The organism is Marinicella meishanensis (assembly GCF_019931145.1).
Lineage (GTDB): Bacteria > Pseudomonadota > Gammaproteobacteria > Xanthomonadales > Marinicellaceae > Marinicella > Marinicella meishanensis.
Map to the genome: position 1 here is coordinate 171,871 of NZ_JAIOUV010000010.1, position 25,459 is coordinate 197,329.

Sequence of the window (25,459 nt, forward strand, 5' to 3'; positions counted from 1 at the left end):
AAGATATATTCGATGTTATGGAAGTCTACAAGCTACAGGCAGGTACTGATCAGCCAAACCACCAGATCGGCCAAGACATACCCATTCAACACTTCCTGCACCTGCTGCAGAAATCGGTGACAGTACAATTGAGTTACCACTCAGAGTTGCATCATTGGCATTAAACGCAACTGTCAATACACCTCCACCATTGGTAATACTGGCAACATTTTCACCAGTAATCAAACCTGGAGCAGCTAAACCTGCAGTTGCGTTGTCTGGTGGAAAAACACCTTCGTTAATGAAGTACTCTGATACTGCCAATTTGGCACCAGCAGCCAGGGCCACACCCTCACCAGCTTTTGCACGAACAGTGTAGTCACGGTATGCAGGAATTGCATATGACATCAGGATCGCGATAATCGCGATAACGATCATTAATTCGATTAATGTAAAACCTTTTTGATTTCTTTTCATTACTATTTACCTCTAAAAAAATTTTTTTAAAAAATGGCTGTTTGTGTTTCATCCATACCGATAGATTATGGGATAAAGGTCCCAACAACAAGTACAGACTTCTCATTTTTACTTCCATGCCGCTTTTTTTCAGCAAATGTAAACTTTTTCCTCCTGAAAGTTCACAATTGGATATACCAGCCAACCAACTTGACACTATTTGTCACAAAAGTTTCAAATTGATCGAATCAATGGCGTCTGTGATAAACTGCATCACGTCATCCATAGTAATCAGTATATCAAAAAATGGCGATAAGTTGGTCTTCAAATTCAGATATTGAAAATTTTTTAAGCAATGTAGAATTCCTAAAAAAGCACTTAAGAACAGACACATACAACCAGTCCACGGACTTGATTTGCTTTTCCCATGTGCCCAAGACCGCTGGCAGCAGCTTAGAAAACATTTTATTCAAGAACCACCAAGCCAAGGATGTGCTGCACATCAACGCCCCAGATCTGATCCGGCATCCCGCCGCTCTGAGCATGAAAAAAAGGCCACCCAAGTTGGTCTGCGGTCACCACCCCATGCACGGCATTTTGTACCAATTGCTCCCTGCATCGCCCATTTTTCATGTCACCATGTTGCGCCATCCGGTCGATCGGGTGTTGTCATACTATAATTATGTGCTGGGCAAAACCGATCACCCCATGCATGCCCATGCCAAGGGCCAGTCCTTGAGTGAATTTTTACACGCATTGCCATCCCCTGAATTGGCCAACGGTCAAAGTAAACGGTTCAGTGGATACCTGCATCAGGGCCAAGCCAACGATGACACTCTGTATGACACGGCTGTGGCCACCTTGGTACATTGCTTTTCTTTGGTGTTAACCACCGAGTTGTTTGATCAAAGCCTGTTGTTGCTCCAATTTCATCTGGGCTTGAAAGACTTGCATTACACCCGCAGCAACGTGTCCACACCATTCATCAAACGAGGTGATTTAGCCAAAGATGAAGTGGCTCTGATCGAAGCCATGAATCAGGCGGATTTACGCCTGTGTGATTGGGCCCAAAAACGATGCCTGGCCCAGTTTGATCAATTCGTGGGGACGCATGCCCTGCAGGCGTTCCAACATCGCAATGCCCAGTGGCAAAGCTGGTTTCAGTGATGAGCCAGTGACCTACAGCCACTGGCTCGGTTAACAGCATCAATGCACGTAAGGCGCCCCGATGGCTTCCAGGGCTTGTTCCAGCGCTGGCAGGCGTTGTTCAGCGATGGCTTGTATTTTGGGTTTGATCGCCGCCAGCTCGGCCTGGGCTATGGCCAAAGTTTGGCGATGCGTGGGGGTCGGACCATAAGTTGATAAACTGGTACCAATGCTGGCCGCAAAAATGCGGTAACCCACCGTGACTTTGGTTTTTTCACCAACTTGTTGCTTGGCACGGTTGCCATTTAAAGTCTGGTCTAAGGCATGCAAGTCTTGTACGATCTGATGTAAATCCTGATCCAAATCTCCATGCTCTGCCTGCGAATGATCCAAGGCTTTGGCAATTGACTTGGACCGTTCGAGCGCCGCGGCCAGTTGCTTGTTCAGCACCGCTGACTCGTGTTGCACCCCACGCAATTCTTGCCAGAATGCCGCCACCACTTCATGCGAGGCCCCGGCCAAAGCACCTTCATACAATGGTTTGACTTGGAAGTTTTGACTCAGGCCCAAATCGGTGACTTGGCCATTGACTTCTTGGCTCATGGACACAGTGTAGGTACCAGGGGCCACCAATACACCGCTTGGATCACCATTGAAAAAGGGCCCATCCGGTTCGATCACCCCATGGGCTGGATAGCGCAGATCCCAGGCCACTTGGTTGAAACCTTTTTTGGTGGTGCCTTTGACCCGTCTGATGACTTGACCTTCGAGGTCTTTGACGGTCAACCAGATCTTGGGCTCGGCCGCGGTGCGTTCGGCATCCACCGCATCCCAACCTGGGAAGGCGATGGGTTTTTGGTCTTTTTTCAATTGCCCTTCGGCTTTTTGCCTGATCGCTTCGGCCGTTTTTAGGCCTTCGGTCAGGTAATAATTAAACACCGCACCATAGGGTGGATTTTCGGTATTGAAAAAGGCATCGCCTTGCGACGCTTTGGGGCTGTTGCCCAACACCGTCCGGGGGATGTACCACCAGGCATCTTTGACCGCAAACAGCTGGTTGTTTTGCAGGGTCTCCTCATTCAAATTTCGCAAACGACTGTAATCATCCAAGATGTAAAAACCGCGTCCGAAGGTGGCCGCCACCAAATCGTTTTCTCTTTTCTGAATGGCCAAATCCCGCACAGCGATGGTGGGAATACCACCTTTTAATTGGTGCCATTGTTGGCCTGCATCGTGGCTGAAGAACAAACCAAATTCGGTGCCGACAAACATCAAATCAGGGTCCACATGGTCTTGCACCAAACGCCACACCAAATGGTTGTCTGGTATGCCCTGATGCATTTTCTTCCAGGATTTGCCGCGGTTGCTGCTCTTCAACAGGTAGGGTTTGAAGTCGCCATATTTGTGGTTGTCCAAAGCCACGTAGACCACATTGGCGTCATGTAAATCGGCTTTGATGTCATTGACAAAAGCCGTGTCTGGCACCCCGGGTAGATCACCGACCTCAACCCGGCGCCAATTGTCACCACCGTCTTCGGTGATTTGAATCAGGCCATCATCGGTGCCGGCATAAATCAATCCGGCTTGCTGGGGTGATTCGGACAATGAAGTGATGGTGTTGTAATTACTCATGGCCAACAAGTCCCACGGCATGTCCCAGCCCTGAACCGAGCCCATGATGGGTAACTCAATGCGTTCTTGGTTTTTCGTCAGATCACCGGAAATGGCCCGCCAGGTATCTCCACGGTCATCTGATCGCCAAACCATCTGTGATGCATGGTAGAGGGTTGTGGGGTTGTGTGGGCTGACCAAAATGGGCGCATCCCAATTGAACCTTTGGGCCGCTTCCCCGGCACCCGACTGGGGTTGGATGTAAACCAACTCACCATTGGTTTTGTCATGTCTGACCAAGTTGCCTTGTTGCCATTGGGCATACACGATGTCCGGATTACCCGGTTCGGTGGCTGGCTGGTGGCCGTCACCAAACAACACCACATACCAATCTGAATTCCTGATCCCTTGGCGATTGTCCGTCCTCGAGGGACCGCCTTGGGTGTTGTTGTCCTGGGTACCCCCATAAACGTGATAAAACGGCTCGGCATCGTCCACAGCCACTTTATAAAACTGTGTGACCGGTAGATTGGCCACAAATTTCCAGCTGTCGGTCAAGTCAAAAGTTTCATACAATCCGCCATCAGAGCCCACCAGTACATAGTTGGGATCACTGGCTTTGAATGCAATGGCGTGGTTGTCTATGTGTTTGTTGGTCTCGTTCATGCGGCGGTGGGTTTTGCCACCGTCATCCGAGATGATCATGTAATTACTCATCAAATACAAACGATCAAACACATGCGGAGAGGCATAGAGTTCCTGGTAATAATGCGGACCGGTGCCACCGGCCACCGCATCCGATTGTTTGGCCCATGAGGCGCCGCGGTTGGTGGACTTGAAAATCCCACCGGTGCGTCGTTTCAACTCGATGGCGGCATACACCACATCTGGCTGCATCGGTGAAATGGCCAAGCCTATCTTGCCCATGCTTTCTTTGGGCAAACCTTGGCTCAGCTTGGTCCAGTTTTCACCGCCATCTTCGGTGCGGTAAATGGCGGTATTGGGACCACCACCCATGTATGCAGCGACATTGCGGTGCCGTTGCCAAGTGGCGGCATACAAACGATCAGGATTTCTGGGATCAATCACCACATCGGTTACTCCGGTCCATTCATCATCACCCAACAATTGGTTCCAAGTGGTGCCGCCGTCGGTGGTTTTGTACAGGCCCCGTTGTCCGCCTTTGGACCACAAAGGGCCTTGCGCCGCGACCCACAGGGTGTTGGAGTCTGTTGGGTGGATGACCACTGTAGAAATGCGTTCTGAGTCTTTGAGCCCCATGTTGTTCCAGGTTTTACCCCCGTCCTCACTCAAGTAAATCCCATTGCCATAACTGGCATGCCGCGAACCGGTGTTTTCACCGGTACCGACCCAAATGCGCTCTGGGTTTTGTGGATCCAAAGTGACACTGCCAATGGAATAAACGGATTGGTCATCAAACAAGGGGGTCCAAGTGGTGCCAGAATTGATTGTTTTCCAGACCCCGCCTGATCCCACACCGACGTACCAAATGTTTTCGTTGTTGGGATGTATGGCAATGTCTGCAATGCGTCCGGACATCAGCCCAGGTCCAATGCCCCTCAACTCAATCCCGGCAAAGGGGTTGTTCTTGCTGCTGTCTTCTTGGTCATCTGCCATCAGTCCCACAGACACCCCAAGCAACAGCCACATCAATCCTAACTTTTTCATTTTCTACCTCGGTAAACGGTCAAATTACTATAACTTGTGCATTTAAGCATTGCATAGGCCTTTAGTCATGGTTATGCCGGATCATCTGGCATTTTTAGTGGGGACACTCGGAGCAATACTCGGTGCAATACACTATAATACCCGATCATTCAAAACAAACACGCCGCCATGCAATCCATGACAGCCTTCGCCGCTCATACAGTGGAACACCATTTGGGTAAATTGACTTGTGAAATCCGCTCGGTCAACCAACGATTTTTGGACCTGACCATCAAATGTCCCGATTTCCTGCGCTCAGCAGAAAGTCATTTTCGCAAACGTTTCAACCAATTATTGTCCCGGGGTAAAGTGACCGTGTTCATTAAATTCTTTCCCCATGACAACACCAGTTTAACCCAATTGGGCGTGAATAAAGCGTTGTTAAAACAGTTGTTGGGGCACGCCCAAGCCATGGCCGATGAATTTGACCTGCAACAAAACATGGGAACCAGCCAATTCATGAACTGGCCAGAGGTCATCACACAACAGCCGACCGATGCTTCTGAGCTGCATCAAGCAGCCATTCAATTGGTGAATGAAAGCATCGCTCAGTTGCTGGATTCACGTTCTCGTGAAGGGGCTGCCATGCTGGCTGTGCTGCAGGACAAAGCCCAAGTCATCGCCGATTTGACCCAAGAAATTCGCAGCCATGCACCGGTGATCAACCAAACCCTGGAACAAAAATTTCGCGACAAACTGGCTGAGATAGACATTGAAGTGAACCCCGAACGCTTTGAACAGGAGTTGGCTTTGCAGTTACAGAAAATTGACATCACCGAAGAACTGGATCGTCTGGACGCCCACGTGGCAGAACTCAACCGCATCCTGGACTTGAATGAACCCGTTGGTCGACGTCTGGATTTTTTGGTGCAAGAATTGAACCGTGAATCCAACACCATTGGCTCCAAATCTGCCAGCATTAAAACCACCAACGCCAGCATTGACCTGAAAGTGGCGATCGAACAAATGCGCGAACAAATTCAAAACATTGAATGAACCCATCATGATTAAGCACGAACTCACTGGCACCCTCTTCATCGTTTCAGCCCCTTCTGGCACCGGCAAAACTTCGCTGGTCAATGCCTTGGTCAGAGACACCAATCACCTGAAGCTGTCCATCTCGCACACCACACGCAAACCCAGACCGAAAGAAATCGATGGCTACAATTACCATTTCATCAGCGTGGATAAATTCAAGCAAATGGAATTGGCTGGGGTGTTCATGGAGTCGGCCAATGTGTTCGGCAACCATTATGGCACGTCACAAGAAACCGTACAGAAGATGCTGGATGAAGGGCATGATGTGGTGTTGGAAATTGATTGGCAAGGGGCCGAACAAATCAAAGCCAGGTTCCCAGATGCGATCAGTATTTTCATCCTGCCTCCCAGCATCCAAGCCTTGCAAGACCGACTGGAATCTCGAGGTCAAGACAGCGCTGAGGTCATTCAAAACCGCATGACCAAGGCGATTGCCGAATTAAAACATTACCACAAAGCCGATTTTCTGGTGGTCAACGACGATTTTGAAGAAGCCTTGAAAAGCCTCAAGGCCATCGTCAAAGCCGATCGCATGAAAACCAGCAAGCAACAAATCATCAATCATGGATTGATCCAATCATTGATCCAGTGATTTGGAGCCCACCTTGAACTGAAATTGGTCGCCCGCGTGGTGTTTGCCTTGGTACAAGATTGGCCCATGGTCAATCAATTCCAAACCATGTTCAGCGAAGCTTAAATACCATTGTGGGTTCTCGGTCAGTTTGTCGGATACAGCCAGCATGTCTGCCGCCCGGGCCCGGGCATCCAGGTATTGTTGGGTGAATTGACCCATGCGTGGTTTTTGTTCTTTCAATTGGTTGTTGTTCATTTGACTTAATTGAGTCAACGCACCCAGCCAGGTCATGAACAAATCTTTACTGCGGTTGGTCGGGTCATTGTGCATGGTCGGTAACAATTGGGACAGTTTGTTTTTGAAGCCATTGGCCGATATGCGATCTTGATGAAAATTCATCATCAAGCCAAACACGCCCAAATCTTCCAACAACTGGTAAATCCGCTCCTCATGACGCATGTATTGGTGAATGTCGGTCTCAGGGGCGTGTGACACAAACACCAAGCGCCCCTTGGGCAACAACAAGGCCTGGATGGCTTGAGCCGCGCCTGCGGTGTCACAGTACTCAATGCCGTATTGGCTGACAATCAAATCAAAAGGTCCTGTCAGTTGTTCGGTCATCTGTTCCACCGGACACTGACCAATGAATTCGATCCGCTCGATGATGGGTCCCTTTTCAGGAAACTGACGGGCCACCATGCTCGGATGAATCACTGATGCATCCACCGCCGTGATGCTGACTGATTGCTCCAATTCCGTGGCCAGTTCTTGTAACAAGATGGCCACCGCACCATTGCCGGTACATAAATCCAGGATGCGGGTGTGGCCTTGGTTTTGGGCCATGATACCACGCCAGAAATCAGCCAGTTCGCCGTCATAGTTTTGTTTGAAGTCCATGGGCAATGACGTGAGTACCCCGGATTGCCAATAAGTGGACCAATGGTTGTTGTTCATCGAGTTCTTATCCATTATTTCATCCATTAAAAAAGGCGTACCGAAGTACGCCTTTTCTCAGTTTATCAAACTTTGGTTTAGAAAGTTTGGGTATATCTGAAGTAGGTAATGCGACCGTAACCATCATACAGGTTGAAGTCATAGTCACGAGAACCAATCGAACCACGGTTTACTGGTGGGAATTTCTCGCCGGCGTTACGCACACCAACGGTGAAACGACCATCCCAAGGAGCGTGGTAGTTCAACTGTACATCGTGGGTGGTCCAAGAAGGTGCAGACAAGTTGGCTGAGTCAGCATCTTGGTCACCGATGTAGTTGATGTTGTAGGCCAAAGACCAATCACCGTAAGAGTATTGGTTAGACAATACCGCACGTTGCTCAGGCAAACCAGGAGTTTTAACCAAGTCCCCGCCACCGTCGATAGAGTAATCGAGGATGTGAGACAACTGGAATTGTGTGGTCATGTTGCCACCCAACAACTCGTAGTTGAATCGAGCGTTCAAGTCCAAACCTGAAGTTTCAACTTCACCGTCGTTACCAAAACCAGTGAAACACTGGATGATGGAACCGGTTGGTGATCGTTGACAGAACAGGCCAGGAGGATTGGCTATACCATTAATTTCATTGTTAATGATGGTTTGTGCACTGAAGTTACGGATACGGTTGGTGATCTCAATGTTGTAGTAATCCAACGTGAAGTTGAACCAATCAACTGGCTCGTAAGCCAAACCAACAGACCACTGGTCTGAATCTTCAGGTTGCAACAAGGCGTTGGCTTGGATGAAGTCATTGATTTGCAATGAACATCCAGGATCTTGGCCTTGAACAACACAAGATTGAGGGTCACGAACAGAGGTGGCTGAGAAAGTGGTTTTCTGAGTCAAAATGTCCAAAGTGGGTGCACGGAAACCTTGACCGTACGAAGCACGCAGAGTCAGGTTGTCCAGAGGTTGATAACGCACAGACAGTTTAGGTGCAAAGTTGTCACCGAAATCTGAGTAGTCATCGTAACGACCCGCCAAGTTCACTTCCAAGTTGTCCATGAATGGGAACAAAGCCTCGAAGAACACAGCAGTCACGTCACGGTCACCAGCGGCAGAGTTACCAGCTGAACCACCCACTTGACCAGCCTCAGATTGAGGATCGTACAAGTCAGCGTATTTCTCTTGTCTGTGCTCAGCACCGACGTACAGAGAAGCTGGACCACCGTCCATGTCGAACATGTCGAAAGCCACCGAACCGAACAGCTCGTCTTGATCGTACTTAGAATCACGGAAAATGGTGATTCTCATTGAGTTCAAAACGTTCTCTGGGTTGGCAAAAGGATTGGCCAAGTCATAAGCGCCTGACTCAATCAAGCTGGCGGCGGCAGAACGCAACAAGTAGTTACGGCCGACATCAGAAGTTCTGTTGTCAGTGTGACGCAGACCAAACTCAACCTCGGCGTTGCCGATTTGACCAGTGGTGCCCACCAAGAAGTCCAATACTTGGTTCTTCACGGTGCTGTCACGATTACCCAAGGCATCAAAACGGTGCCACCAGTTAACAGCTTGTGGATCCAGACCCAAAGAAGGATCGTACAACGGGCTGTTGGGGTTGGTTGGGTTGTTAGGACTGTTGGCAGTCAAAGGCGTAGAGAAGAATGATGAATCAGGTACGGGCGCGTAACGACCGAAAGACTCGGCTTGGGCGAAAGTGGCATTGGCCCACAATTCCCAGTTGTCATTGATCTCGTGAGAAGCTTTGGCGTAGAAAGATTTGTTCTCTGAAGACGCTTCGTCAGCAGAAACCAAAGTGAAGTCATACGCACAACGGGTGCCATTCAGTGAAGCACTGTTAGGCGTGGTGAAGAAACCGGTACCTGGGAAATCGCAACCAGTGATGTATGAAGTCCAGTTGAAGTTGTCAGCACCGTCAGTGATGGTGGTGAAGCTGTTACCGTAAATAGAAGCACCTGGGTTTCTCCAAGGCAAGTCACGGGCGAAGATGATTTCACGGTCATTCCATGAAACACCAGCCAGCAAACTAGAACGGTCAGATGAAGCACCGAATACGATCGAACCTTCTTCACGCTCACCGCCATTGGCAGGAATAGAAACTTCGGCACCACCCAACATGATTTCAGCGCCTTGGTAATCGTCGCGAGTGATCACGTTGATTACACCACCGATCGCGTCAGAACCGTAGATCGCTGATGCACCATCAGTCAATACCTCGATTCGCTCAATCGCACCCATAGGCAAGGTGCTCAAGTTTTGCGATGAACCGGTAGAAGGTGAAACAGGCAGACGGCGGTTGTCGATCAATACCAAAGTACGGCCAGAGCCCAAAGCACGCAGTGACACAGTTGAGTCACCTTGCGCAGAACTACCAGACTGAGGTCTGAAAGAACCGGCACTGTTGAAAGTCAGGTTACGGATGAAGTCAGCGGCGTTTGACTCACCACTCAACTCGATTTGTTCACGCGTAATGACTGTAATTGGCAGCGCACCCTCGACGTCTGAGCGTTTAATACGCGAACCAGTTACAGTGATTTTACCCTGCTCTTCTACTGACTCGTCGTCACTGTCTTGCGCGAGCGCGACTGTTCCGAACGCAGAAGAAGCGATAAAACCTGTAAATAATGCTTTTTGCACAGCATTAGTAATAGGATTACGTTTCATTTTCATTTATATGTTCTCCAAATTGTTATCCATGAGTTAACTCAAAAAATTGCATCTATATAGATTCCCTATCCGGCACATACTAACACTTTCATTTGTTAAAAAAAAGTCACAATTTAGTTTTTTTTACATTTTCTTAACATTATTTTTTCGCACAAAAACGCTTTCTTTACACATTATTAAGGATCATTTGAGGGAAAATCGTTTAACAGCAATGGTTAACGGCTTGGCAAGCCTTGCCACAACAGCATCTGCGCGCTTCACATCCCTTAACAAATGCCACTGAAAACGGCTCAATTAAGCCCATTTTGGGTCAAAAAAAGCGTCACCCAGTGACCGCAGGCGGTGGCCCAGCCCCACCGCACACAGCCCCGTTATCAGATCCACTGCTGAAGACCGCCCATTTCACGGCTTGAGGGCTGAATGATTGGGCCTTGGAATCATATGAATTTCGGTTTGACGCCCATGCATGTAGCGCACTTGCTGCCCATCAAAAAACGCATCTTCTTCGAGCATGATGCGAATTTCTTTGTCCCACTCCTTAATATAGGTGGCGGCATTCAGTTCGATGGCATAGGCGGTGTTGGCATGTAACGGGTGATCGCCGGTGTGCGGCACACCACTCTGGGAATCCCACATGCCCAATGTGGTACCAGCCGCATGGCCGTAGTAGCCGATGGGGTGGGTGTAGATGGCTGGCTTGAGGCCCTCTTTGATGGCTTGTTGTCGGGACATGGCCAGCACCTCATTGCCGGTGCGACCGACTTTGAAATTTTGCGTGAAAATGTCTTGTAAGCGGTTGGCGTTTTGCAGCGCTTGCTGCAGATAAGCCGGCACTGCGGTTTCTCCGGGTTTCAGCACGTAGGCATGTTGTTGGGTGTCGGTGTTCATGCGCAAGTAGGTGAGGCCCATGTCCACATGGATCAAATCACCCGGTTGAATGATGTTTTTATCCGGCCTTTTGTCAAAGGTTCTTAAGTGATCAAATGATTCGGCGTCCGCCCGCTGTGTCGACACCGAGGGATGAAACCAAGTGTCCAGCTTGAGGCCCTTGATGCGTTCTCGATACCACCAGGCCAAATCTTCGGTGGTGGTCACCCCAGGTTGGATGGCTTGGCTGGACAAACCTTCGGCCAGAATGGTGTGGGCCATGCGCACCACTTGGGGATAGATCGCCATTTCTTTGGGTGTGCGGGTTTCCAGCCAACGCACCGCCAAGGATTCGGCACTGACCACACGGTCTTGAAACTGGGCCGGTAGAACCGCCATGAATGCCTGGTGCTCGGTGTGGGTCAGGCCATCGGCCTGGCCGTAATGAGCAGACAGGTTGAGGCCTATTTTTTTGGGGTTGCGTTCGTTGATGACTTCCACCAAACGCTGCCATTGGTCGGGTTGTTGGTCTTTGTCCCACGCTTTTTTGAACACCGTGCCCACGTCATACCGGGCCACCGCCAAGGTCTCCAATGCTTGCCCTGCGCCCGGGTCGTACATCACCAAAATCGTGCGGCGACGGGCGGCATGCCAGATCGCCGGCAGCAGGGTCCTGATCACCGGGTCTTCGTTGTACTCACGGGCCATGACAAGCCACATGTCGATGCCAGTTTCACGCATCAAGTCAGGCAACACCGTTTGCACTTTGTCGGCCAACAAGCGATCAATGACCGCGGTTTGTTCTTTCAGCGATAAAATGTGCGGCATTTGGGCCCAGCCAGCAAAGCTGCTGAGCAACAGCAGGCAGGCCAGGTAAAACGGGGATCGGATCAGTGGTTTATTCATGCGCGATGGGCTCCTTGGTGGGGACGGGATGGATGGTCAGGGTTTGACCGGGTTGATTGAAAATTTGGTGACTGCTGTCTTGTAGGGCGGCAGGTGTCGGATCGGGCACGTGCACCCCGATGGCGCTGTGGGCATTGATTCGGTCTGCCAATATCTGTCGCCCCGACGGGGTCAGCATGAACCAATACGGCGGGTATGCCTGGTTGGTGAGGCGGGCTTGCCAATGGGCCTGCCATTGTTTGAAGTGGCGGTCATCGGGGTCGGCATCACCCAGGTGCATCACGGTGACTTGCTCATTCAAGGTCACCCGGTAGACCAAATTGGCCACATGGGCCCGCTGTGGCCAACCAGCATGAGGAATCCGCACCGCTTCGATCGACACCGACCCCAGGCTCAAACTGACCGGTGCATCGCCACGGGCCTGGTCCAGTGGGTGGATTTGTTGGGCCACCGCCTGATGACCCGCCAAGGCTTCGATTTCATGGATTGCTTGGGTCGGCGCCACCAATTGGGTGTTGGGAAACTGTTGCAGATAACGCAATAAATCCGCTGCATCGAAATGATCACCGTGGGCGTGGCTGATCAAAATCACCGCCACCTGACCGAATTCACCCTCGCCAGCAAAGATGGCTTGGCGCAAGGCTTCTGGGACCAATTGGTATTGGCCAAAGTGATCATGAAAAAAAGGATCAAACATGATTTGGGTGCTTTCATGCTTGACCATCAAAGCGGTGTTGCCCAGATAAGTCACGGTGGCTGGTTGGCCTGCCAAAGCGGGATTGGCCAGCCAGCACCACCACCCACAAATGATCAATTTTAAGGTATTCATGTGGACTGATTATAAGGCCTGGTCGCGCCACTGTCAGGCCGCAGCAGAATTATTGCCCAAGCTCTGACCAAAAGCACTACAATACGCGCATGTCCGCTGACGAACACCGCAAAGGCCTGGCGGCCGGGTTGTTTTGTTTTGTGTTTTGGGGCTTTGCCCCGATCTATTTCAAACTGATCCAGCACGTACCCGCCCTCACCATCATTGCCCACCGCATCATCTGGGCGGCCTTGTTTTTGTTGCTGTTCCTGGCCTGGCGTGAACGCCGTCAACTGTGGCAAGCCCTGTGGGTATCGGGCCGCCAACTGTTGGTGTTGCTGATCAGCGGCTCATTGGTGATCAGTAACTGGCTGATTTTTGTCTGGGCCGTGAATGACGGTCAGATCCTGTCCACCTCATTGGGCTATTTCATCAACCCCTTGGTCAACATCTTTTTGGGGCTGTTGTTTTTGCAAGAACGCCTCAATCGGGTGCAGGTGGTGGCGCTGATCATAGCCGCATCGACCACCATTTACCTGGGTATTTTCCTGGGTCAACCCCCTTGGATCGCCTTGGCATTGGCAGTCACCTTTGGACTGTATGGACTGGTGCGCAAACAATTGGACGTCAGGCCCTTGATCGGTTTGTTCTGGGAGACCACCTTGCTGCTGCTGCCGGCCATGGTGTTTTTGCTCGGCTGGCTGCCCATCGAACCAGCCAACGACCACGACACCCAAACTTGGTTGTTGTTGGCCCTGTCTGGGATCATCACCATCCTGCCGTTGATCGGCTTCAATTATGCCGCCAAGCGCTTGACCCTGACCTTGATCGGCTTTTTACAATACATCGCCCCATCCATCAGTTTCATGATCGCGGTTTTGTTTTACGGAGAGGTTTTCACCCACGGCCACCAGGTGGCTTTTGCCGGCATATGGACCGCCTTGCTGATCATCAGCTGGCAACCGCTGCGCCGCATGTGGCGGCAACGCCAAACCCATCCCTAAGCGCAACAGACCGCATTCATTGCAGGTCCACAGCGTGGGCTTTGAGCAATTGGATGTCGACCACTTCCAAGGTCCGTTGGTGGGTGCTGCGGATGTGCACTTTGGGCGCCAACCCGGCTTGATGGGCCTGCAACCAACGGCTGGCACACAAACACCAGCGGTCCCCGGTTTTGAGCCCCGGAAAGTTGAATTCCGGTCGCGGGGTGATCAAGTCGTTGCCCATGCGCTTGGAGAATTGCAAGAATTCATCGGTGAGTTGCACACAGACCGTGTGCATGCCCAAGTCTTCATCGGCGGTGTTACAACAGCCGTCCCGAAAGAAGCCGGTTTTGGGTTCATCGCTGCAAGCTTCCAAAGGCTCACCATACACATTCACACTGTCGTGTTGGATCATGGGTAAAATCTCTTTTAAAATATTTCAATATTGTAGCGAACAATGCGACCAGTTCCGATGAAAGATTTGGGCCGATGACCGGTCTTTTTTTGAATCACCATGCACAGCCAGCAGGCCCTTTTATGAAAAAACAAGCCATCCAATTCACTGGCAGCCAAGGCACTTTGGCTGGTTTACTGGAACAACCGAACACCGTCAGCAAGGCCACGGTGCTGTTTGCCCACTGTTTCACCTGTGGCAAAAATGCCATGGCTGCCTCGCACATTTCACAGGCTTTGGTGCAATTGGGCTATGCGGTGATGCGCTTTGACTTCACCGGCTTGGGCAACTCAGACGGCGACTTTGCCAACAGCAATTTTTCTTCCAATGTCGAAGATCTGGTGGCCGCGACTAAGCATCTGGCCGAACACTTCACCGCACCCAGCCTGTTGATTGGCCATTCCTTGGGTGGCGCCGCGGTGTTGAAAGCGGCCAGCCAAATTCCAAGCGCCAAAGCGGTGGTGACCATTGGTGCGCCGGCCGATGCCGCGCATGTCAAACACCTGTTCAAAGCCGATTTGAACGCCATTGAAGCCGCTGGTGAAGCCACCGTGGAGTTGGCCGGGCGTCCATTCACCATCAAGCAACAATTCATCGATGATTTGAACCAACAAGACACCAGCCACATCAGCCAATTGAGAAAGGCTTTGCTGGTGATGCATTCTCCCGTGGATGACACCGTGTCCATCAACGAAGCCGAAAAGATCTACGTGGCCGCCAAACATCCGAAAAGCTTTGTCAGTCTGGATCACGCCAACCACCTGCTCACCGGTCGCGAGGACGCGGCCTACGCAGCAAAAGTAATCGCCACTTGGTCTGAAAAATTCATCGACAGCCAAACATTGGCACCGCCCAAAGTCACTGTGCCAGAAAAGCAGGTGCGGGTGACTGAAATCGATCACCGGTTCCAATGCGATGTGCAAACTGCTGACCACCAATGGATCGCCGATGAGCCGACTGCAGTGGGCGGTGCCAACACCGGCCCCGATCCCTACCAACACCTGTTGGCCGCCTTGGGCAGTTGCACGGTGATGACCTTGCGCATGTACGCCAACCTGAAAAAAATCCCCATGGAAAACGTGGTGGTTACCTTGTCCCACAGCCGCGAACACGGTGCCGATTGCCAAGCCTGCGATGAGGCGCATCCTCAAATAGATGTGATTGAGCGGACCATCGCCTTCGCAGGGGAGCTGAGCGAAGAGGACACCGAGCGCCTGTTGGTGATTGCCGACAAATGCCCAGTGCACCGCACTTTGCACAACAAGATTGAAATCAGGACTGGGTTGGCATCGTAATCCAATCCTGCCAAATCACAGCGAAACATATCGAGGTGTATTGAGTACCGTCTCGTCATCCTGCGGCTTGACGGCAGGATCCAGGTGGTAACATGTATGTATTATTGAGGGAATCAAGCATCTGTAATGGCTTAACCTGCCTGGATTCTGTGGTCAAGCCACAGAATGACAATAACAAGAATCATGCAGAATCAATTGACCGAACAGTGTGGCATCAAGTGCTGGATGAGCAGTGATAAGAGGCCCAGGCATTCTTTAGATCACTGAGCGGGTCGAAGTGCATTGGTTGAAAACCTTCCAATTGCTTGGCCTCAATGGGCTCAGCCACCTTTGTATTTCAATTCAATAAGATCACTGAGCTTGTCGAAGTGCTTCCCAATCCTGCACCTGTTGTTGCAGGCGTTGCGACAATTCATACAGGTCTTTGACTTTGGGGGCCTCAGTGCCGTTGTTTTGATCCACTTCCTCGAACAAAGCCCAGGCCGCATCGAAACGACCCAATCCGGCAGCCACGGTGGCTTGGTTGGTCAGGATGTACCAGGTCAAAGGGTGCTTATCCCCCAACACGTCCCGGGCTGTGGCGGCATTGCGCTCGGTCAAAGACCAGGCTTGCTCGAATCGCCCCTGCTGGTGTAACAATTCAACCAGGTTGTAAGTCAGCATCAAGTGGAATTGGTGGTCCTCCCCAAAACTGATCGCCGAAACCGGTAACAATGACTCCAACATGGCCTGGGCTTCCTCTGGCTGCTGGTTTTTGCTCAAGGCATTGGCATGATTCATCCCGGCTTGGATGGTGGTGCGGTGTGTCTGTCCCAAATGCGATTGGGCCAACTCATGCGCTTGCTGCTTGATTACCAATGATTGTGCATCGTCACCGTGTCGCTGCAAAATGGCCCCATAGTTGACCAAAGCGTTGATGTGGGCCAAATTGCCTTCGCCATAGTAGACCAGGGCCTCATCGGCCAAGCGTGCAAAATGGTCCCGCGCCAAATCAATTTGTCCGGCCCGTTCAGCCGCTTTGGCCACTTGGGTATGGATGGCCATGGCCCGCGTCGGTTGGACATGAGACCAGGCAGGTAAAATGGTCGCGGCTTGCCGGGCCAAGGCCAAAGCCTGATCAAACTGACCCAGATAATAATGGGCATCACTCAAAGTGGTCAACAGCAAGGTCGGTAGGTTGTTATCTGTGTTCACCGGGGATTCGGCCAAGCGCAACCATGGGGTCAATAAAGCCACCGCAGCTTGGTTGTTGTCTTCATCGATCAACAACTGCGCCATGCGGGTCAAAGCCAGCACATGCAAAGCCTCTGGACCGCCTGCAGTCATGGCCATCACCTCTTGAACCAATGCTTTGCCTTGCTCAAGATCGCCCAAATGATAATGTGCTTGGGCCAGCTCCAACTGGGCTTTGATGGCATTGATTGACTGGACGCCTTCCAATTGACGAAACAGTTGCCAGCTTTGTTCCAGGTGAGGCAAGGCTTTTTGATTCAGGCGCAGGCTGTTGTAGGAGTTACCCACCGCCAGGTGTAATTGGGCCCGTGAGGCCGGGCTGTCGGCCAAGGAGGCCTCAATTTGCGGCGCCGCTGCGTCGATCACATCGGCCATCCGCACCTCCCGACCCTGGCCCATGGCCGAGCCCGCATTGAGCAGCTCTGCCAGGTATTGATTGACTTGTTCGGTGGTGTTTTTCTCGGCAGCCAGTTGGGTGTTGGCCGCTTGGATGCGCCAGCTGGCCCAGCCACTGATCAACAAGCCGACCAGCAACAAACCCATCACCGCCCAACGCAGGTAGCGTTTGCGCAAGCGTTCAGGTCGGGCTTGCAACTCAGCCATCGCCGCCACCACCTGCTGGGCATTGGGCCGTTGCTTGGGCTCTGGATGGCACAGGCTGAGCAACAGCCGCTGCCAGGGCTTGGGCACGTGTTGGGCACTCGATGGCCAGCGCAACGGCGCTTGTTTTTGTTGGGCCAGTTGCTCCCAGTTGTTGGCCACAAAAGGCGATTCTCCGCTCAACTGCCGGATGCACAACAAGCCCAAGGCATAGATGTCTGAGGCCGGGGTTTTGCTTTGCTCACCAAACAACTCAGGGGCCATGTATTCCGGCGAACCCACCCAATTGGCCGCCGCCCAATCGGCTTCATCGCCCAACAGGCTGCCACCAAAGTCCATCAACACATAACGGCCTTGATCACTGAGCATGACATTGGCTGGCTTGATGTCACCATGCACCAACTGGCTGTCATGCACCGCTTGCACGGCCAGGGCCAAGGCCTGCATCAGGCGCAAGGCTTCGTCCCAATCGGCCATCACATTCACCTGTTCCAAGGTCTGGCCCTGGATGTAGTCACACCAGAAGCCGACTTGACCTTGGTGCATCGCTACCCCATGGATGGTCAGCACATGGGGTGAGCGCACCCGCGCCATGTTGCGCGCTTCTTCGATGAATTGGTTTTTTTGCCAGGAGCGGATGCGCTCTTCGTTCAACAGTTTCAAGGCCACCGGCCGACACAAGGCGGCATCATGGCAGCGAAACACTTCACCAAAACCACCCCGACCAATTGACTCGATGGCATACAGGTGCCCCCACTGGAATTCATAGTCATCGGGCACATCTTCGATGTGGCTGTGCAACTGTTCTTTCATCGCCAGCTGGATATGTTGCAATTGGCGCAATGGGGCCAATTCCTTGCCAGCCGGATCAACACCTTCCCAATCAATGGGTTGACCGGAAACCAGTGCGTCTAAAGCCTGTTGCCAATTTTTGCTGGCGTCACTCATGCTGGCTTTGCACATGCGGCATGTGGCTGGCCAACTTATCGAAACTGCGGGTCACCAGCATGCGTGCGGCATTGGCTGAATTGAGATCCATGGCTTCGGCAATTTCGGGAAAGGAAAAATCCAGCTCCAAACGCAAGATCACCGCTTCGCGATCCCGCTCTGACAGTTGTTGTAAGGCTGACTCATAGGCGGCCATGAGCCGTTGGCCCATCACCTGATCCAACACCGAAGGCTCGGCATCGCGGACTTCCTGCTCTGAGTCCATCGGTGCCAACTTGTGCCGACGCTGTTGCTTCTGAATTTCTTTGCGCACGCTGTTGAGCAACACCTGCCGCAGATAAGCCAGGAAAGCCCCTTCGCCGCGGTGTTCAAACTCGGGCAATTTTTGCAAAGCTTTGAACAAGGTCAATTGCACCATGTCGGCGGTTTCTGACAAGCTGCGAGCATGGGCCGGCAAGCGACCATGGGCCCAACGGGTCAACAAGGGCAGATATATCGCGAACAGCCGCTCCTTGGCGTCATCATCGCCTTGTTTGACTTTGCGCAACAAGGTGGCGGTTGATTCGAATGTCTGCGTGGCTTGGGACACTGGGCTGAGGTCAAAAACAGGTTTTAACATTCTAGCACAGCGATTTTTCGATGCAGCCAACATGTCAGTTTCAGACCATGATCCACTGATCTGCCATCCAGTGGCCAAGTCATGGCGAATCGAGTTGACGATCATTCTTCAAAACCGTGGTCAAAAATTTCATCCAAAAATTCAATTGCACCCCGATCCACACCATGACCCGAAAGTCGTGGTGTTCTGAGCAGATCCAATTGACCCAACAACCAATTGCCTTCAGGGGGTTGGTTCGGATGGGTGGAAGGCATGAATCCGCTGTCGACCACGGGAGAATTCATTTGTGGGCTTAAATCCTGGTTGAGCATGGGGTCGATGTCCAAGTTACCCAAGTTACTGTCCAACGGGCCAAAGAATTGACTGATCACGTTGAATAACAAATGGTTTTTAATGTTGCCTCCAAAAAAGCCAACATCCCATACCACCTCTTCTGCAAAGATGTTGTTGGCAACAACGTTCAGCACAGCCGATCCAGAACTGAATATCACACTCGCTGTGTCTTGGGTGCCTTGCACAGTGTTTTGAATCACTGTGTTGTTGGTGAAATACACAGCCGTGAGGGCGTTTAATATGGCCGTGCCGTTATCGCTGGCGTCATTATCAAAAAACACACTGTTGCGAACGTGCACTGTTTCGGCATCGCCAAGCAACAGGGCTGACGCGTTTTCGGCATTGTTGTTTTGAAACATCACACCATCAATCAAAACGTGATGGAATGTGTGGTTATTAGAACCCAACATGAGCAGACCGCCACCCAAACCAGGGGCTTCATGGGCATATCCATGGCTGATGGTGAGGTTCTCAATGGTCACTTGTAAACCAGAAAAGCCAGCGGTGATGGTCAAAACGATGTCACTGTCACCTCCATGCAACACAGTGGCGTCAGCGGGCAGCCGCCCATCCCTGGGTAAACAGCCTGCGCCCAGCCAACCGCCACTGATTTTTACCGGCGCAGGCTGTGAATTTTGTAATGCAAAACCATTGCCCAGGCTGCCATTGTCTGCGGTGTGATACGTCCCAACCCGCAGACGAATCTCATCACTTTGTGCACTGTTTTCTACCTGTGCCAGTGCTGATTGGAATTCTGCTGCATCACTCACACAGTACACCGTTGCGTGAACATCAATGCAAAGGATAAAAAGGGCCAGGATGACTGAGCTGTTAAGAATTTTCATGGTCGTTGTCCGTTTATCTGAAGTCACTGTTACCCAAAGAAACCCTTGGCAGCAAAAATCAACACAAAAAATGTGTGGTTTCTGCTGCTCATGGCTTTATTTGATTAATCCAAAAAGAAAAGTCTGATCAGTCATGAAAAATTTTTATCCGTTGATGTTTTTGTTCATCGCACGCCTCACATGGGCAGAGGAGTATTGTGTGGACAACACCCAAGATTTATTGAACGCCTTATCGGTGGTCAATGGGGTGAATGAACCCAGTCACATCAAATTGGTGCAAGGTGATTACCACCCCATTCACAACGGTCAAGGCAGTTTTGGCGTGGTGTGGTTGCACAACACGCCGCATCACCTTGAGATCAGTGGCGGCTGGTTGTTGCACAACGGTCAATGCACAGAAGATTTGTCCGTGGCCAATCCAATGGACACCAGACTGTTGGGGGACCAGACGGTCAGAGGCTTTGATGTTGAAGTGGGCAGTGAACCGTTGAACCTGACTTTGCGCAACCTGTCAATCATGGGCGGCACGTCCCCGCCACCGGCCATCGCCGGTTATTTCACTTACGGTGCCGGTTTAAAAATCCAGCGGCCTGGGCAGGATCATTTTGTGGGTAATGTGGTTTTGGACAGGCTGTTTTTCAGTGAAAACCATGGCTACAATGCATCCGCTTTGTTTGTCGATGGCGCCAGTCACTTGCTGGTCCGCAATTCCGTTTTTTATCACAACCGAAACTACCAGAATCATTCGATCATCATTCACACGCCTGACGATGCCCGCACTTATTTCGTGAATAACTTTGTGCATGGCAATTACCGCTTAAATGCCAATGATCCCAGCTCTGCCGCCTCATTCGCCACCCAAGGCAATGGCCAAGTCTTCATTGCCAACAGCGGGTTTTATATCAATGACGTTGAGGATTTGCACCTGGCGGGCGATGGCCTTGGAGCCCATTGGCTGGTCCACAACCACTACCTGAACTTGGCAGGCATCGCACCAGTGATTGAGGTGAATAACCTCAATGATTCAGTCATTTATATGAGTAATGACTACATTCCCTACATCCATTCACCTTACATCAATGCCGGCACCACACCCGACCCCAATCTTCAGCACTTGTTTGAACACCAATGGGATCCCGGTGAACTGGACTTTTGGGGTGAAGTCCGAAACCACGGTGGCGGTATAGACGTGGGAGCATCGGAACACCGTCTTGATCTGGTTTTCAAGGCGGCATTTGAAAACTGAGTGATTGCTGTGTTGATTCGCTCCTTGGTGGGTTTATCTCAACTGAAGAACCAACCAATCACCAGGGAGTAAACCGAATGAAAAAAACAACACAACAGGCTTTGATTCTGGCCTTAATGGCCACCATAATGGGCGTGTTCACCGCACCAATCCAAGCCGCTGACTTTTGCGTCGACACCGCCAGTGAATTTCAAGAGGCTTTGGACGATGCCGCCAGCAACGGCCAAAACAACCACATCAAACTGGTTTCCGGGGTGTACCTGACCTCAAGCAACAGCGTACCGAATACCGGCTTTGTGCACCAAAACTCAATGCCTGGTTCCTTGACCATCAGCGGCGGCTGGTCCTTGTCTGGCAGTGGCAACTGCCACTTCACCCGAGTCAGGGATTCGGCCTATGCCACGGTGCTGTCGGGCAGCGGTCAGGATCAGGTGTTGTCCATTGCCATTGGCAACGTCAACGCCAACATCAGCCTGTCTAACTTGTCCATCAACAACGGCGCCTCAGGTGGCACCAGTGGTCCCGTTGGCGGCTTGGTGATTCGAGGCTACACCAGCCAAGACCTGGCCGGTGACGTGCTGTTGGATCGCTTGGTGTTTAATGGCAACGAAGGCAATTACTACGCGGCTCTGCGCATCGACAGTGCCGGTCGTGTTGACGTTAAAAACAGCCTGTTTCGCAATAACAGCGTAAACATTTCCTACACCGCCTGGATCAGCAGCGACAGCAGCGAGGGGGTTTATTTCACCAACAACACCGTGACTCAAAACCACAGCGGCAGTGCCAGCGGGGTGTCCGGGGTGTTGCTTCGCAACATGGGCGACGGTGGTGTGGTGGCCGCCAACAACATCTTTTGGAACAACGACTTTTGGGACGTGGTGTTCTCTGGCACCAGCGCCAACCACCACTTAATCCACAACATTTATGAATCCGCCACAGGACATGCTGGCATCGAGTTTGGCAACTCACAAACCAACCCATTGTTCAACACCGACTATTCCTTGAGCGACCAATCCCCCGCCATCAACGCCGGCCTCACGCCACCAGAAAACAACCCCAACCCGCCGATTGAATTGAATTGGACAGTCGGCGATCACGATGTGCGATCCTACGCCCGCACCCAAGGCTTCCAAACCGACCTGGGCGCCATGGAAACAATTGACAACATATTTGGCAGTGGCTTTGAGTAAGCAATTTCGTCATCCTGAGCACCGCCGAAGATTCTCATGGTCACAATGAAAAGAACTGTCATTCCGAACGCAACGAAGTGGCGTCGAGGAATCTCATTATTCTTGACAAAGATTAAAGATCCCTCGACTTCGCTCGGGATGACAGCCAATAAAACAATTAAGGTGATATAGTAATGAATAACCACCATGAGTTAACAAGCAAGATGTTTCAATTCCGATTTGTCAGCCCATACACCCTCATTGGCCTGTTGGCCTTAACCTGCTGGCTGCCGCTTGCGGCCGCAGCCACCACACCCGACGGCGCTGAACCAACGGCCAAGACCAGCCAATGGATTCGGGCCGGGCGGGTGTTGGATGTGGTCAAAGGTGAATATGCCACAGACCAATTGATCACCATCACCGATGGCAAGATCACCGCCATTGAACCCATACCCAAACAAGCCCAGCCGAATGATCTATGGTTGGATTGGTCCCACCTGACCGTGTTGCCTGGCTTGATCGACGCCCACACCCACCTGTGTGACAACTCCCACATGGGCCGAGCCTTTGATCATTGGGCCTTGCCGGCCGCCAGTTTTGGCATTGCCGGGGTGGTCAATGCCAAACGCACCTTACAAGCCGGCTTCACCACCGTGCGCGACCTGTCAGCCCCCTACTATGCCTGTGTGGCCTTGCGTGACGCCATCAATGCGGGCTGGGTACCCGGTCCCCGCATGCACAGCAGTGGCCAGATGATCACCATGACCGGTGGCCACGGCGACTGGGGTGGCTGGATGGCTCCTGAGCACCAGGTGCAAACCCCAGCCGAAACCGTGGCCGATGGCACCGACGCCGTGCGCCAAGCCGTGCGTTTGCAAATTCAACACGGGGTGGACTGGATCAAATTATCGGCCACCGGTGGTTTTGGCACCACCGGCACCATCCCTGGCGCCAGCACCTACACCCAAGCCGAAATCCAAGCCGCGGTTGAAGAAGCCGCCAAACGGGGCATCGGCGTGGCGGCCCATGCCCATGGCAATGACGGCATCCTCAATGCCATTGCGGCCGGGGTCAAATCCATAGAACACGGCACCCTGATGGACACCCAGGCCATCAAGCAACTGAAGAAAAACAACACCTTCGTGGTGATGGACCTGCTGGCCGCGCATTACGATCTGATTGAAACCAAAAAAGACTTCACCGACAAACAAATACAAACCACCAACGAGGCGTATTACCAAGACTACGCAGCCAATTTCAAACGGGCCTACCAAGCCGGCGTGCGCCTGGCCTTCGGCACCGACTCCGGCGTCTACCCCCACGGCCGCAACGCCGAACAATTCCAACTGATGGTCGATGCCGGCATGTCACCGATCGACGCCATCCGCTCCGCCACCACATGGGCCGCCGAATTGCTCGGCCAAGAACAAGCTGTGGGCCAAATCCAAGTCGGCATGCACGCCGATTTACTGGCCGTCCAAGGCGACCCCCTGACCGACATCGGGGTGTTAACGAAGGTGCAACAGGTAATGAAAGGTGGAGAGTTGGTGCCTGGTGATTGACGGATGAGTTGGATCATTTCAGATGATCACATAGACCCAAGACCTGATTAATCCAGGCCGAATTGGCTGAAAAAAGCAAATTGATTTGGTGAAATGATAGATTTATCAACCATCATCCTCAGTCTCAGTCGTTGCCGCATCCTGCTAACTCGACACACCTCAACCCACACATTGACTTCAAAATTGCCGTCATCCTCGGGCTTGACCCGGGGATCCATTTTGGCTTGAGTGAATCTTGGTTAAATCAGCGACTCTGACCCCATTGATCCCCATCCGCTCCGCCACCACATGGGCCGCCGAATTGCTCGGCCAAGAACAAGCTGTGGGCCAAATCCAAGTCGGCATGCACGCCGATTTACTGGCCGTCCAAGGCGACCCCCTGACCGACATCGGGGTGTTAACGAAGGTGCAACAGGTAATGAAAGGTGGAGAGTTGGTGCCTGGTGATTGACGGATGAGTTGGATCATTTCAGATGATCACATAGACCCAAGACCTGATTAATCCAGGCCGAATTGGCTGAAAAAAGCAAATTGATTTGGTGAAATGATAGATTTATCAACCATCATCCTCAGTCTCAGTCGTTGCCGCATCCTGCTAACTCGACACACCTCAACCCACACATTGACTTCAAAATTGCCGTCATCCTCGGGCTTGACCCGGGGATCCATTTTGGCTTGAGTGAATCTTGGTTAAATCAGCGACTCTGACCCCATTGATCCCAGTAGACTAATAATTTGCTCATCTGTCCAAATATACTCCCTTTGAAATACTGGAATTTTTATATTCCCTCTTTCTACATCTATTAGTAATGAAGCTAGGCGGGGGCTGGAAGGTGTTATTTTGCTTGATGATCCCATAATATAAATTGAATTTATCTATCTTAATTTGCTAATTCGTTGAATTAAATATTCACAATGTGCCATATAACTAATTACATTTTCTTCAGTAAGGTTTGTATTCTTTTTACCAGAATGAACTACTTCGTTTCTCAAACGCTTCATTTTCATAATCAAACTTTTGTCTTTCTTACTTAACCTTCCGGTATCCATTAAATATTGAAGGCACCTTGTTGATGTAATTTGAGATCTAGAAGCCTGAGCAATTCCAAGTTTGTGAGCAACTAAGTTTATTTCTCTTTCAAGCTCTTTCCATGAAATGAGAATCGCCGATTCGGGAGACACTGATGCTACTTCTAGTGCTTTGGAGACCCACTCTGGTGTGCTTTCATCTTCAACCTGATCATTCTCTAAACGAAATTTCCGTCGATCCTCAATTGCCTTAACTTCTTCAGCATCAATTGTATTTACAGCTTCCTCTATCTCTCTAATCTCTTTGGACAAATCAACTTGAATCGCCCCGGGTTTGTCGGAGACTAAATAGTTTGAGAGAATTAGTCTATGAATACACGAATCCGTTACGCCCCCGAGGTGAAAGAACG

Annotated in this window: 20 protein-coding genes; 9 read left to right on the top strand and 11 right to left on the bottom strand. The window is 51.3% G+C overall.

The features are described from left to right. Nucleotides 1–15: 15 nt before the first annotated feature. Nucleotides 16–456 (bottom strand): pilin, encoded by a 441-nt coding sequence (locus tag K7G70_RS16350; RefSeq protein ID WP_305067302.1) that lies wholly within the window; start codon nt 454–456, stop codon nt 16–18. A gap of 285 nt (nt 457–741) precedes the next feature. Between K7G70_RS16350 and K7G70_RS16360 the strand changes: the two genes are divergently transcribed. After that, a complete protein-coding gene (locus K7G70_RS16360) occupies nt 742–1,602 on the top strand; it encodes a sulfotransferase family 2 domain-containing protein (protein WP_223789730.1) in 861 nt (286 codons plus the stop codon). 39 nt (nt 1,603–1,641) lie between these two features. Here the strand turns inward: K7G70_RS16360 and K7G70_RS16365 are convergent, their stop codons facing one another. Next, nucleotides 1,642–4,881, bottom strand: coding sequence for a VPS10 domain-containing protein (locus tag K7G70_RS16365; protein ID WP_223789731.1), 3,240 nt, complete (start codon nt 4,879–4,881; stop codon nt 1,642–1,644). A gap of 168 nt (nt 4,882–5,049) precedes the next feature. On the opposite strand from K7G70_RS16365, the gene K7G70_RS16370 reads away from it, so the two are divergent. Together K7G70_RS16370 and gmk are read left to right on the top strand one after the other, a co-directional pair. Then, complete coding sequence (locus tag K7G70_RS16370) at nt 5,050–5,916, top strand: YicC/YloC family endoribonuclease (protein ID WP_223789732.1); 867 nt, start codon at nt 5,050–5,052, stop codon at nt 5,914–5,916. Between the two features lie 7 nt (nt 5,917–5,923). After that, entirely contained in the window at nt 5,924–6,550 is a 627-nt protein-coding gene (gene gmk / locus K7G70_RS16375; protein ID WP_223789733.1) for a guanylate kinase, read from the top strand. On the opposite strand, the gene K7G70_RS16380 is transcribed toward gmk, so the two are convergent. The 4 genes from K7G70_RS16380 to K7G70_RS16395 all read right to left on the bottom strand — a co-directional run bounded on the left by K7G70_RS16380 (nt 6,536) and on the right by K7G70_RS16395 (nt 12,754). Further along, the gene (locus tag K7G70_RS16380) at nt 6,536–7,513 is read right to left on the bottom strand and encodes a methyltransferase domain-containing protein (RefSeq protein WP_223789734.1); all 978 of its coding nucleotides are present in this window, start codon (nt 7,511–7,513) and stop codon (nt 6,536–6,538) included. The two genes, gmk and K7G70_RS16380, sit on opposite strands and share 15 nt — an antisense overlap. A gap of 50 nt (nt 7,514–7,563) precedes the next feature. Beyond that, the gene (locus tag K7G70_RS16385; protein WP_223789735.1) at nt 7,564–10,155 is read right to left on the bottom strand and encodes a TonB-dependent receptor plug domain-containing protein; all 2,592 of its coding nucleotides are present in this window, start codon (nt 10,153–10,155) and stop codon (nt 7,564–7,566) included. A 399-nt stretch (nt 10,156–10,554) separates the two neighbouring features. Next, nucleotides 10,555–11,925, bottom strand: coding sequence for a M24 family metallopeptidase (locus K7G70_RS16390; RefSeq protein WP_223789736.1), 1,371 nt, complete (start codon nt 11,923–11,925; stop codon nt 10,555–10,557). Then, on the bottom strand, nt 11,918–12,754 hold the full coding sequence (locus tag K7G70_RS16395; RefSeq protein WP_223789737.1) for an MBL fold metallo-hydrolase: 837 nt from the start codon (nt 12,752–12,754) through the stop codon (nt 11,918–11,920). Before K7G70_RS16395 ends, K7G70_RS16390 begins: the two co-directional genes overlap by 8 nt. An 89-nt stretch (nt 12,755–12,843) precedes the next feature. Between K7G70_RS16395 and rarD the strand changes: the two genes are divergently transcribed. Continuing rightward, a complete protein-coding gene (gene rarD / locus K7G70_RS16400) occupies nt 12,844–13,737 on the top strand; it encodes an EamA family transporter RarD (RefSeq protein WP_223789738.1) in 894 nt (297 codons plus the stop codon). A gap of 16 nt (nt 13,738–13,753) precedes the next feature. Here the strand turns inward: rarD and K7G70_RS16405 are convergent, their stop codons facing one another. Beyond that, entirely contained in the window at nt 13,754–14,131 is a 378-nt protein-coding gene (locus tag K7G70_RS16405; protein ID WP_223789739.1) for a DUF2237 family protein, read from the bottom strand. Nucleotides 14,132–14,253: 122 nt separating this feature from the next. On the opposite strand from K7G70_RS16405, the gene K7G70_RS16410 reads away from it, so the two are divergent. Continuing rightward, nucleotides 14,254–15,465 carry a bifunctional alpha/beta hydrolase/OsmC family protein gene (locus K7G70_RS16410; RefSeq protein WP_223789740.1) on the top strand — a complete coding sequence of 404 codons (1,212 nt, stop codon included), beginning with the start codon at nt 14,254–14,256 and terminating at the stop codon, nt 15,463–15,465. Nucleotides 15,466–15,816: 351 nt separating this feature from the next. Here the strand turns inward: K7G70_RS16410 and K7G70_RS16415 are convergent, their stop codons facing one another. From K7G70_RS16415 to K7G70_RS16425, 3 genes are all read right to left on the bottom strand, one after another. Next, a complete protein-coding gene (locus K7G70_RS16415) occupies nt 15,817–18,246 on the bottom strand; it encodes a serine/threonine-protein kinase (protein ID WP_223789741.1) in 2,430 nt (809 codons plus the stop codon). Beyond that, on the bottom strand, nt 18,239–18,835 hold the full coding sequence (locus tag K7G70_RS16420) for an RNA polymerase sigma factor (protein WP_223789742.1): 597 nt from the start codon (nt 18,833–18,835) through the stop codon (nt 18,239–18,241). The genes K7G70_RS16415 and K7G70_RS16420 overlap by 8 nt, the downstream gene beginning before the upstream one ends. A 131-nt stretch (nt 18,836–18,966) precedes the next feature. After that, complete coding sequence (locus K7G70_RS16425) at nt 18,967–19,968, bottom strand: right-handed parallel beta-helix repeat-containing protein (protein ID WP_223789743.1); 1,002 nt, start codon at nt 19,966–19,968, stop codon at nt 18,967–18,969. 208 nt (nt 19,969–20,176) lie between these two features. Between K7G70_RS16425 and K7G70_RS16430 the strand changes: the two genes are divergently transcribed. The 4 genes from K7G70_RS16430 to K7G70_RS16445 all read left to right on the top strand — a co-directional run bounded on the left by K7G70_RS16430 (nt 20,177) and on the right by K7G70_RS16445 (nt 24,471). Then, nucleotides 20,177–21,289 carry a hypothetical protein gene (locus K7G70_RS16430; protein ID WP_223789744.1) on the top strand — a complete coding sequence of 371 codons (1,113 nt, stop codon included), beginning with the start codon at nt 20,177–20,179 and terminating at the stop codon, nt 21,287–21,289. 77 nt (nt 21,290–21,366) lie between these two features. Beyond that, complete coding sequence (locus K7G70_RS16435; RefSeq protein ID WP_223789745.1) at nt 21,367–22,479, top strand: hypothetical protein; 1,113 nt, start codon at nt 21,367–21,369, stop codon at nt 22,477–22,479. A gap of 203 nt (nt 22,480–22,682) precedes the next feature. Continuing rightward, on the top strand, nt 22,683–24,020 hold the full coding sequence (locus tag K7G70_RS16440; protein ID WP_223789746.1) for a metal-dependent hydrolase family protein: 1,338 nt from the start codon (nt 22,683–22,685) through the stop codon (nt 24,018–24,020). Nucleotides 24,021–24,255: 235 nt separating this feature from the next. Beyond that, entirely contained in the window at nt 24,256–24,471 is a 216-nt protein-coding gene (locus K7G70_RS16445; RefSeq protein ID WP_223789747.1) for an amidohydrolase family protein, read from the top strand. Between the two features lie 425 nt (nt 24,472–24,896). Here the strand turns inward: K7G70_RS16445 and K7G70_RS16450 are convergent. Then, the coding region (locus tag K7G70_RS16450) for a hypothetical protein (RefSeq protein ID WP_223789748.1) at nt 24,897–25,459 on the bottom strand (563 nt) is incomplete at its 5' end.

What these genes read in the sequence shown, in the direction of transcription:
- K7G70_RS16350 (WP_305067302.1), bottom strand. Translation starts at nt 456, where the DNA reads ATGAAAAGAAATCAAAAAGGTTTTACATTAATCGAATTAATGATCGTT.
- K7G70_RS16360 (WP_223789730.1), top strand. Translation starts at nt 742, where the DNA reads ATGGCGATAAGTTGGTCTTCAAATTCAGATATTGAAAATTTTTTAAGC.
- K7G70_RS16365 (WP_223789731.1), bottom strand. Translation starts at nt 4,881, where the DNA reads ATGAAAAAGTTAGGATTGATGTGGCTGTTGCTTGGGGTGTCTGTGGGA.
- K7G70_RS16370 (WP_223789732.1), top strand. Translation starts at nt 5,050, where the DNA reads ATGCAATCCATGACAGCCTTCGCCGCTCATACAGTGGAACACCATTTG.
- gmk (WP_223789733.1), top strand. Translation starts at nt 5,924, where the DNA reads ATGATTAAGCACGAACTCACTGGCACCCTCTTCATCGTTTCAGCCCCT.
- K7G70_RS16380 (WP_223789734.1), bottom strand. Translation starts at nt 7,513, where the DNA reads ATGGATGAAATAATGGATAAGAACTCGATGAACAACAACCATTGGTCC.
- K7G70_RS16385 (WP_223789735.1), bottom strand. Translation starts at nt 10,155, where the DNA reads ATGAAAATGAAACGTAATCCTATTACTAATGCTGTGCAAAAAGCATTA.
- K7G70_RS16390 (WP_223789736.1), bottom strand. Translation starts at nt 11,925, where the DNA reads ATGAATAAACCACTGATCCGATCCCCGTTTTACCTGGCCTGCCTGCTG.
- K7G70_RS16395 (WP_223789737.1), bottom strand. Translation starts at nt 12,754, where the DNA reads ATGAATACCTTAAAATTGATCATTTGTGGGTGGTGGTGCTGGCTGGCC.
- rarD (WP_223789738.1), top strand. Translation starts at nt 12,844, where the DNA reads ATGTCCGCTGACGAACACCGCAAAGGCCTGGCGGCCGGGTTGTTTTGT.
- K7G70_RS16405 (WP_223789739.1), bottom strand. Translation starts at nt 14,131, where the DNA reads ATGATCCAACACGACAGTGTGAATGTGTATGGTGAGCCTTTGGAAGCT.
- K7G70_RS16410 (WP_223789740.1), top strand. Translation starts at nt 14,254, where the DNA reads ATGAAAAAACAAGCCATCCAATTCACTGGCAGCCAAGGCACTTTGGCT.
- K7G70_RS16415 (WP_223789741.1), bottom strand. Translation starts at nt 18,246, where the DNA reads ATGAGTGACGCCAGCAAAAATTGGCAACAGGCTTTAGACGCACTGGTT.
- K7G70_RS16430 (WP_223789744.1), top strand. Translation starts at nt 20,177, where the DNA reads ATGAAAAATTTTTATCCGTTGATGTTTTTGTTCATCGCACGCCTCACA.
- K7G70_RS16435 (WP_223789745.1), top strand. Translation starts at nt 21,367, where the DNA reads ATGAAAAAAACAACACAACAGGCTTTGATTCTGGCCTTAATGGCCACC.
- K7G70_RS16440 (WP_223789746.1), top strand. Translation starts at nt 22,683, where the DNA reads ATGTTTCAATTCCGATTTGTCAGCCCATACACCCTCATTGGCCTGTTG.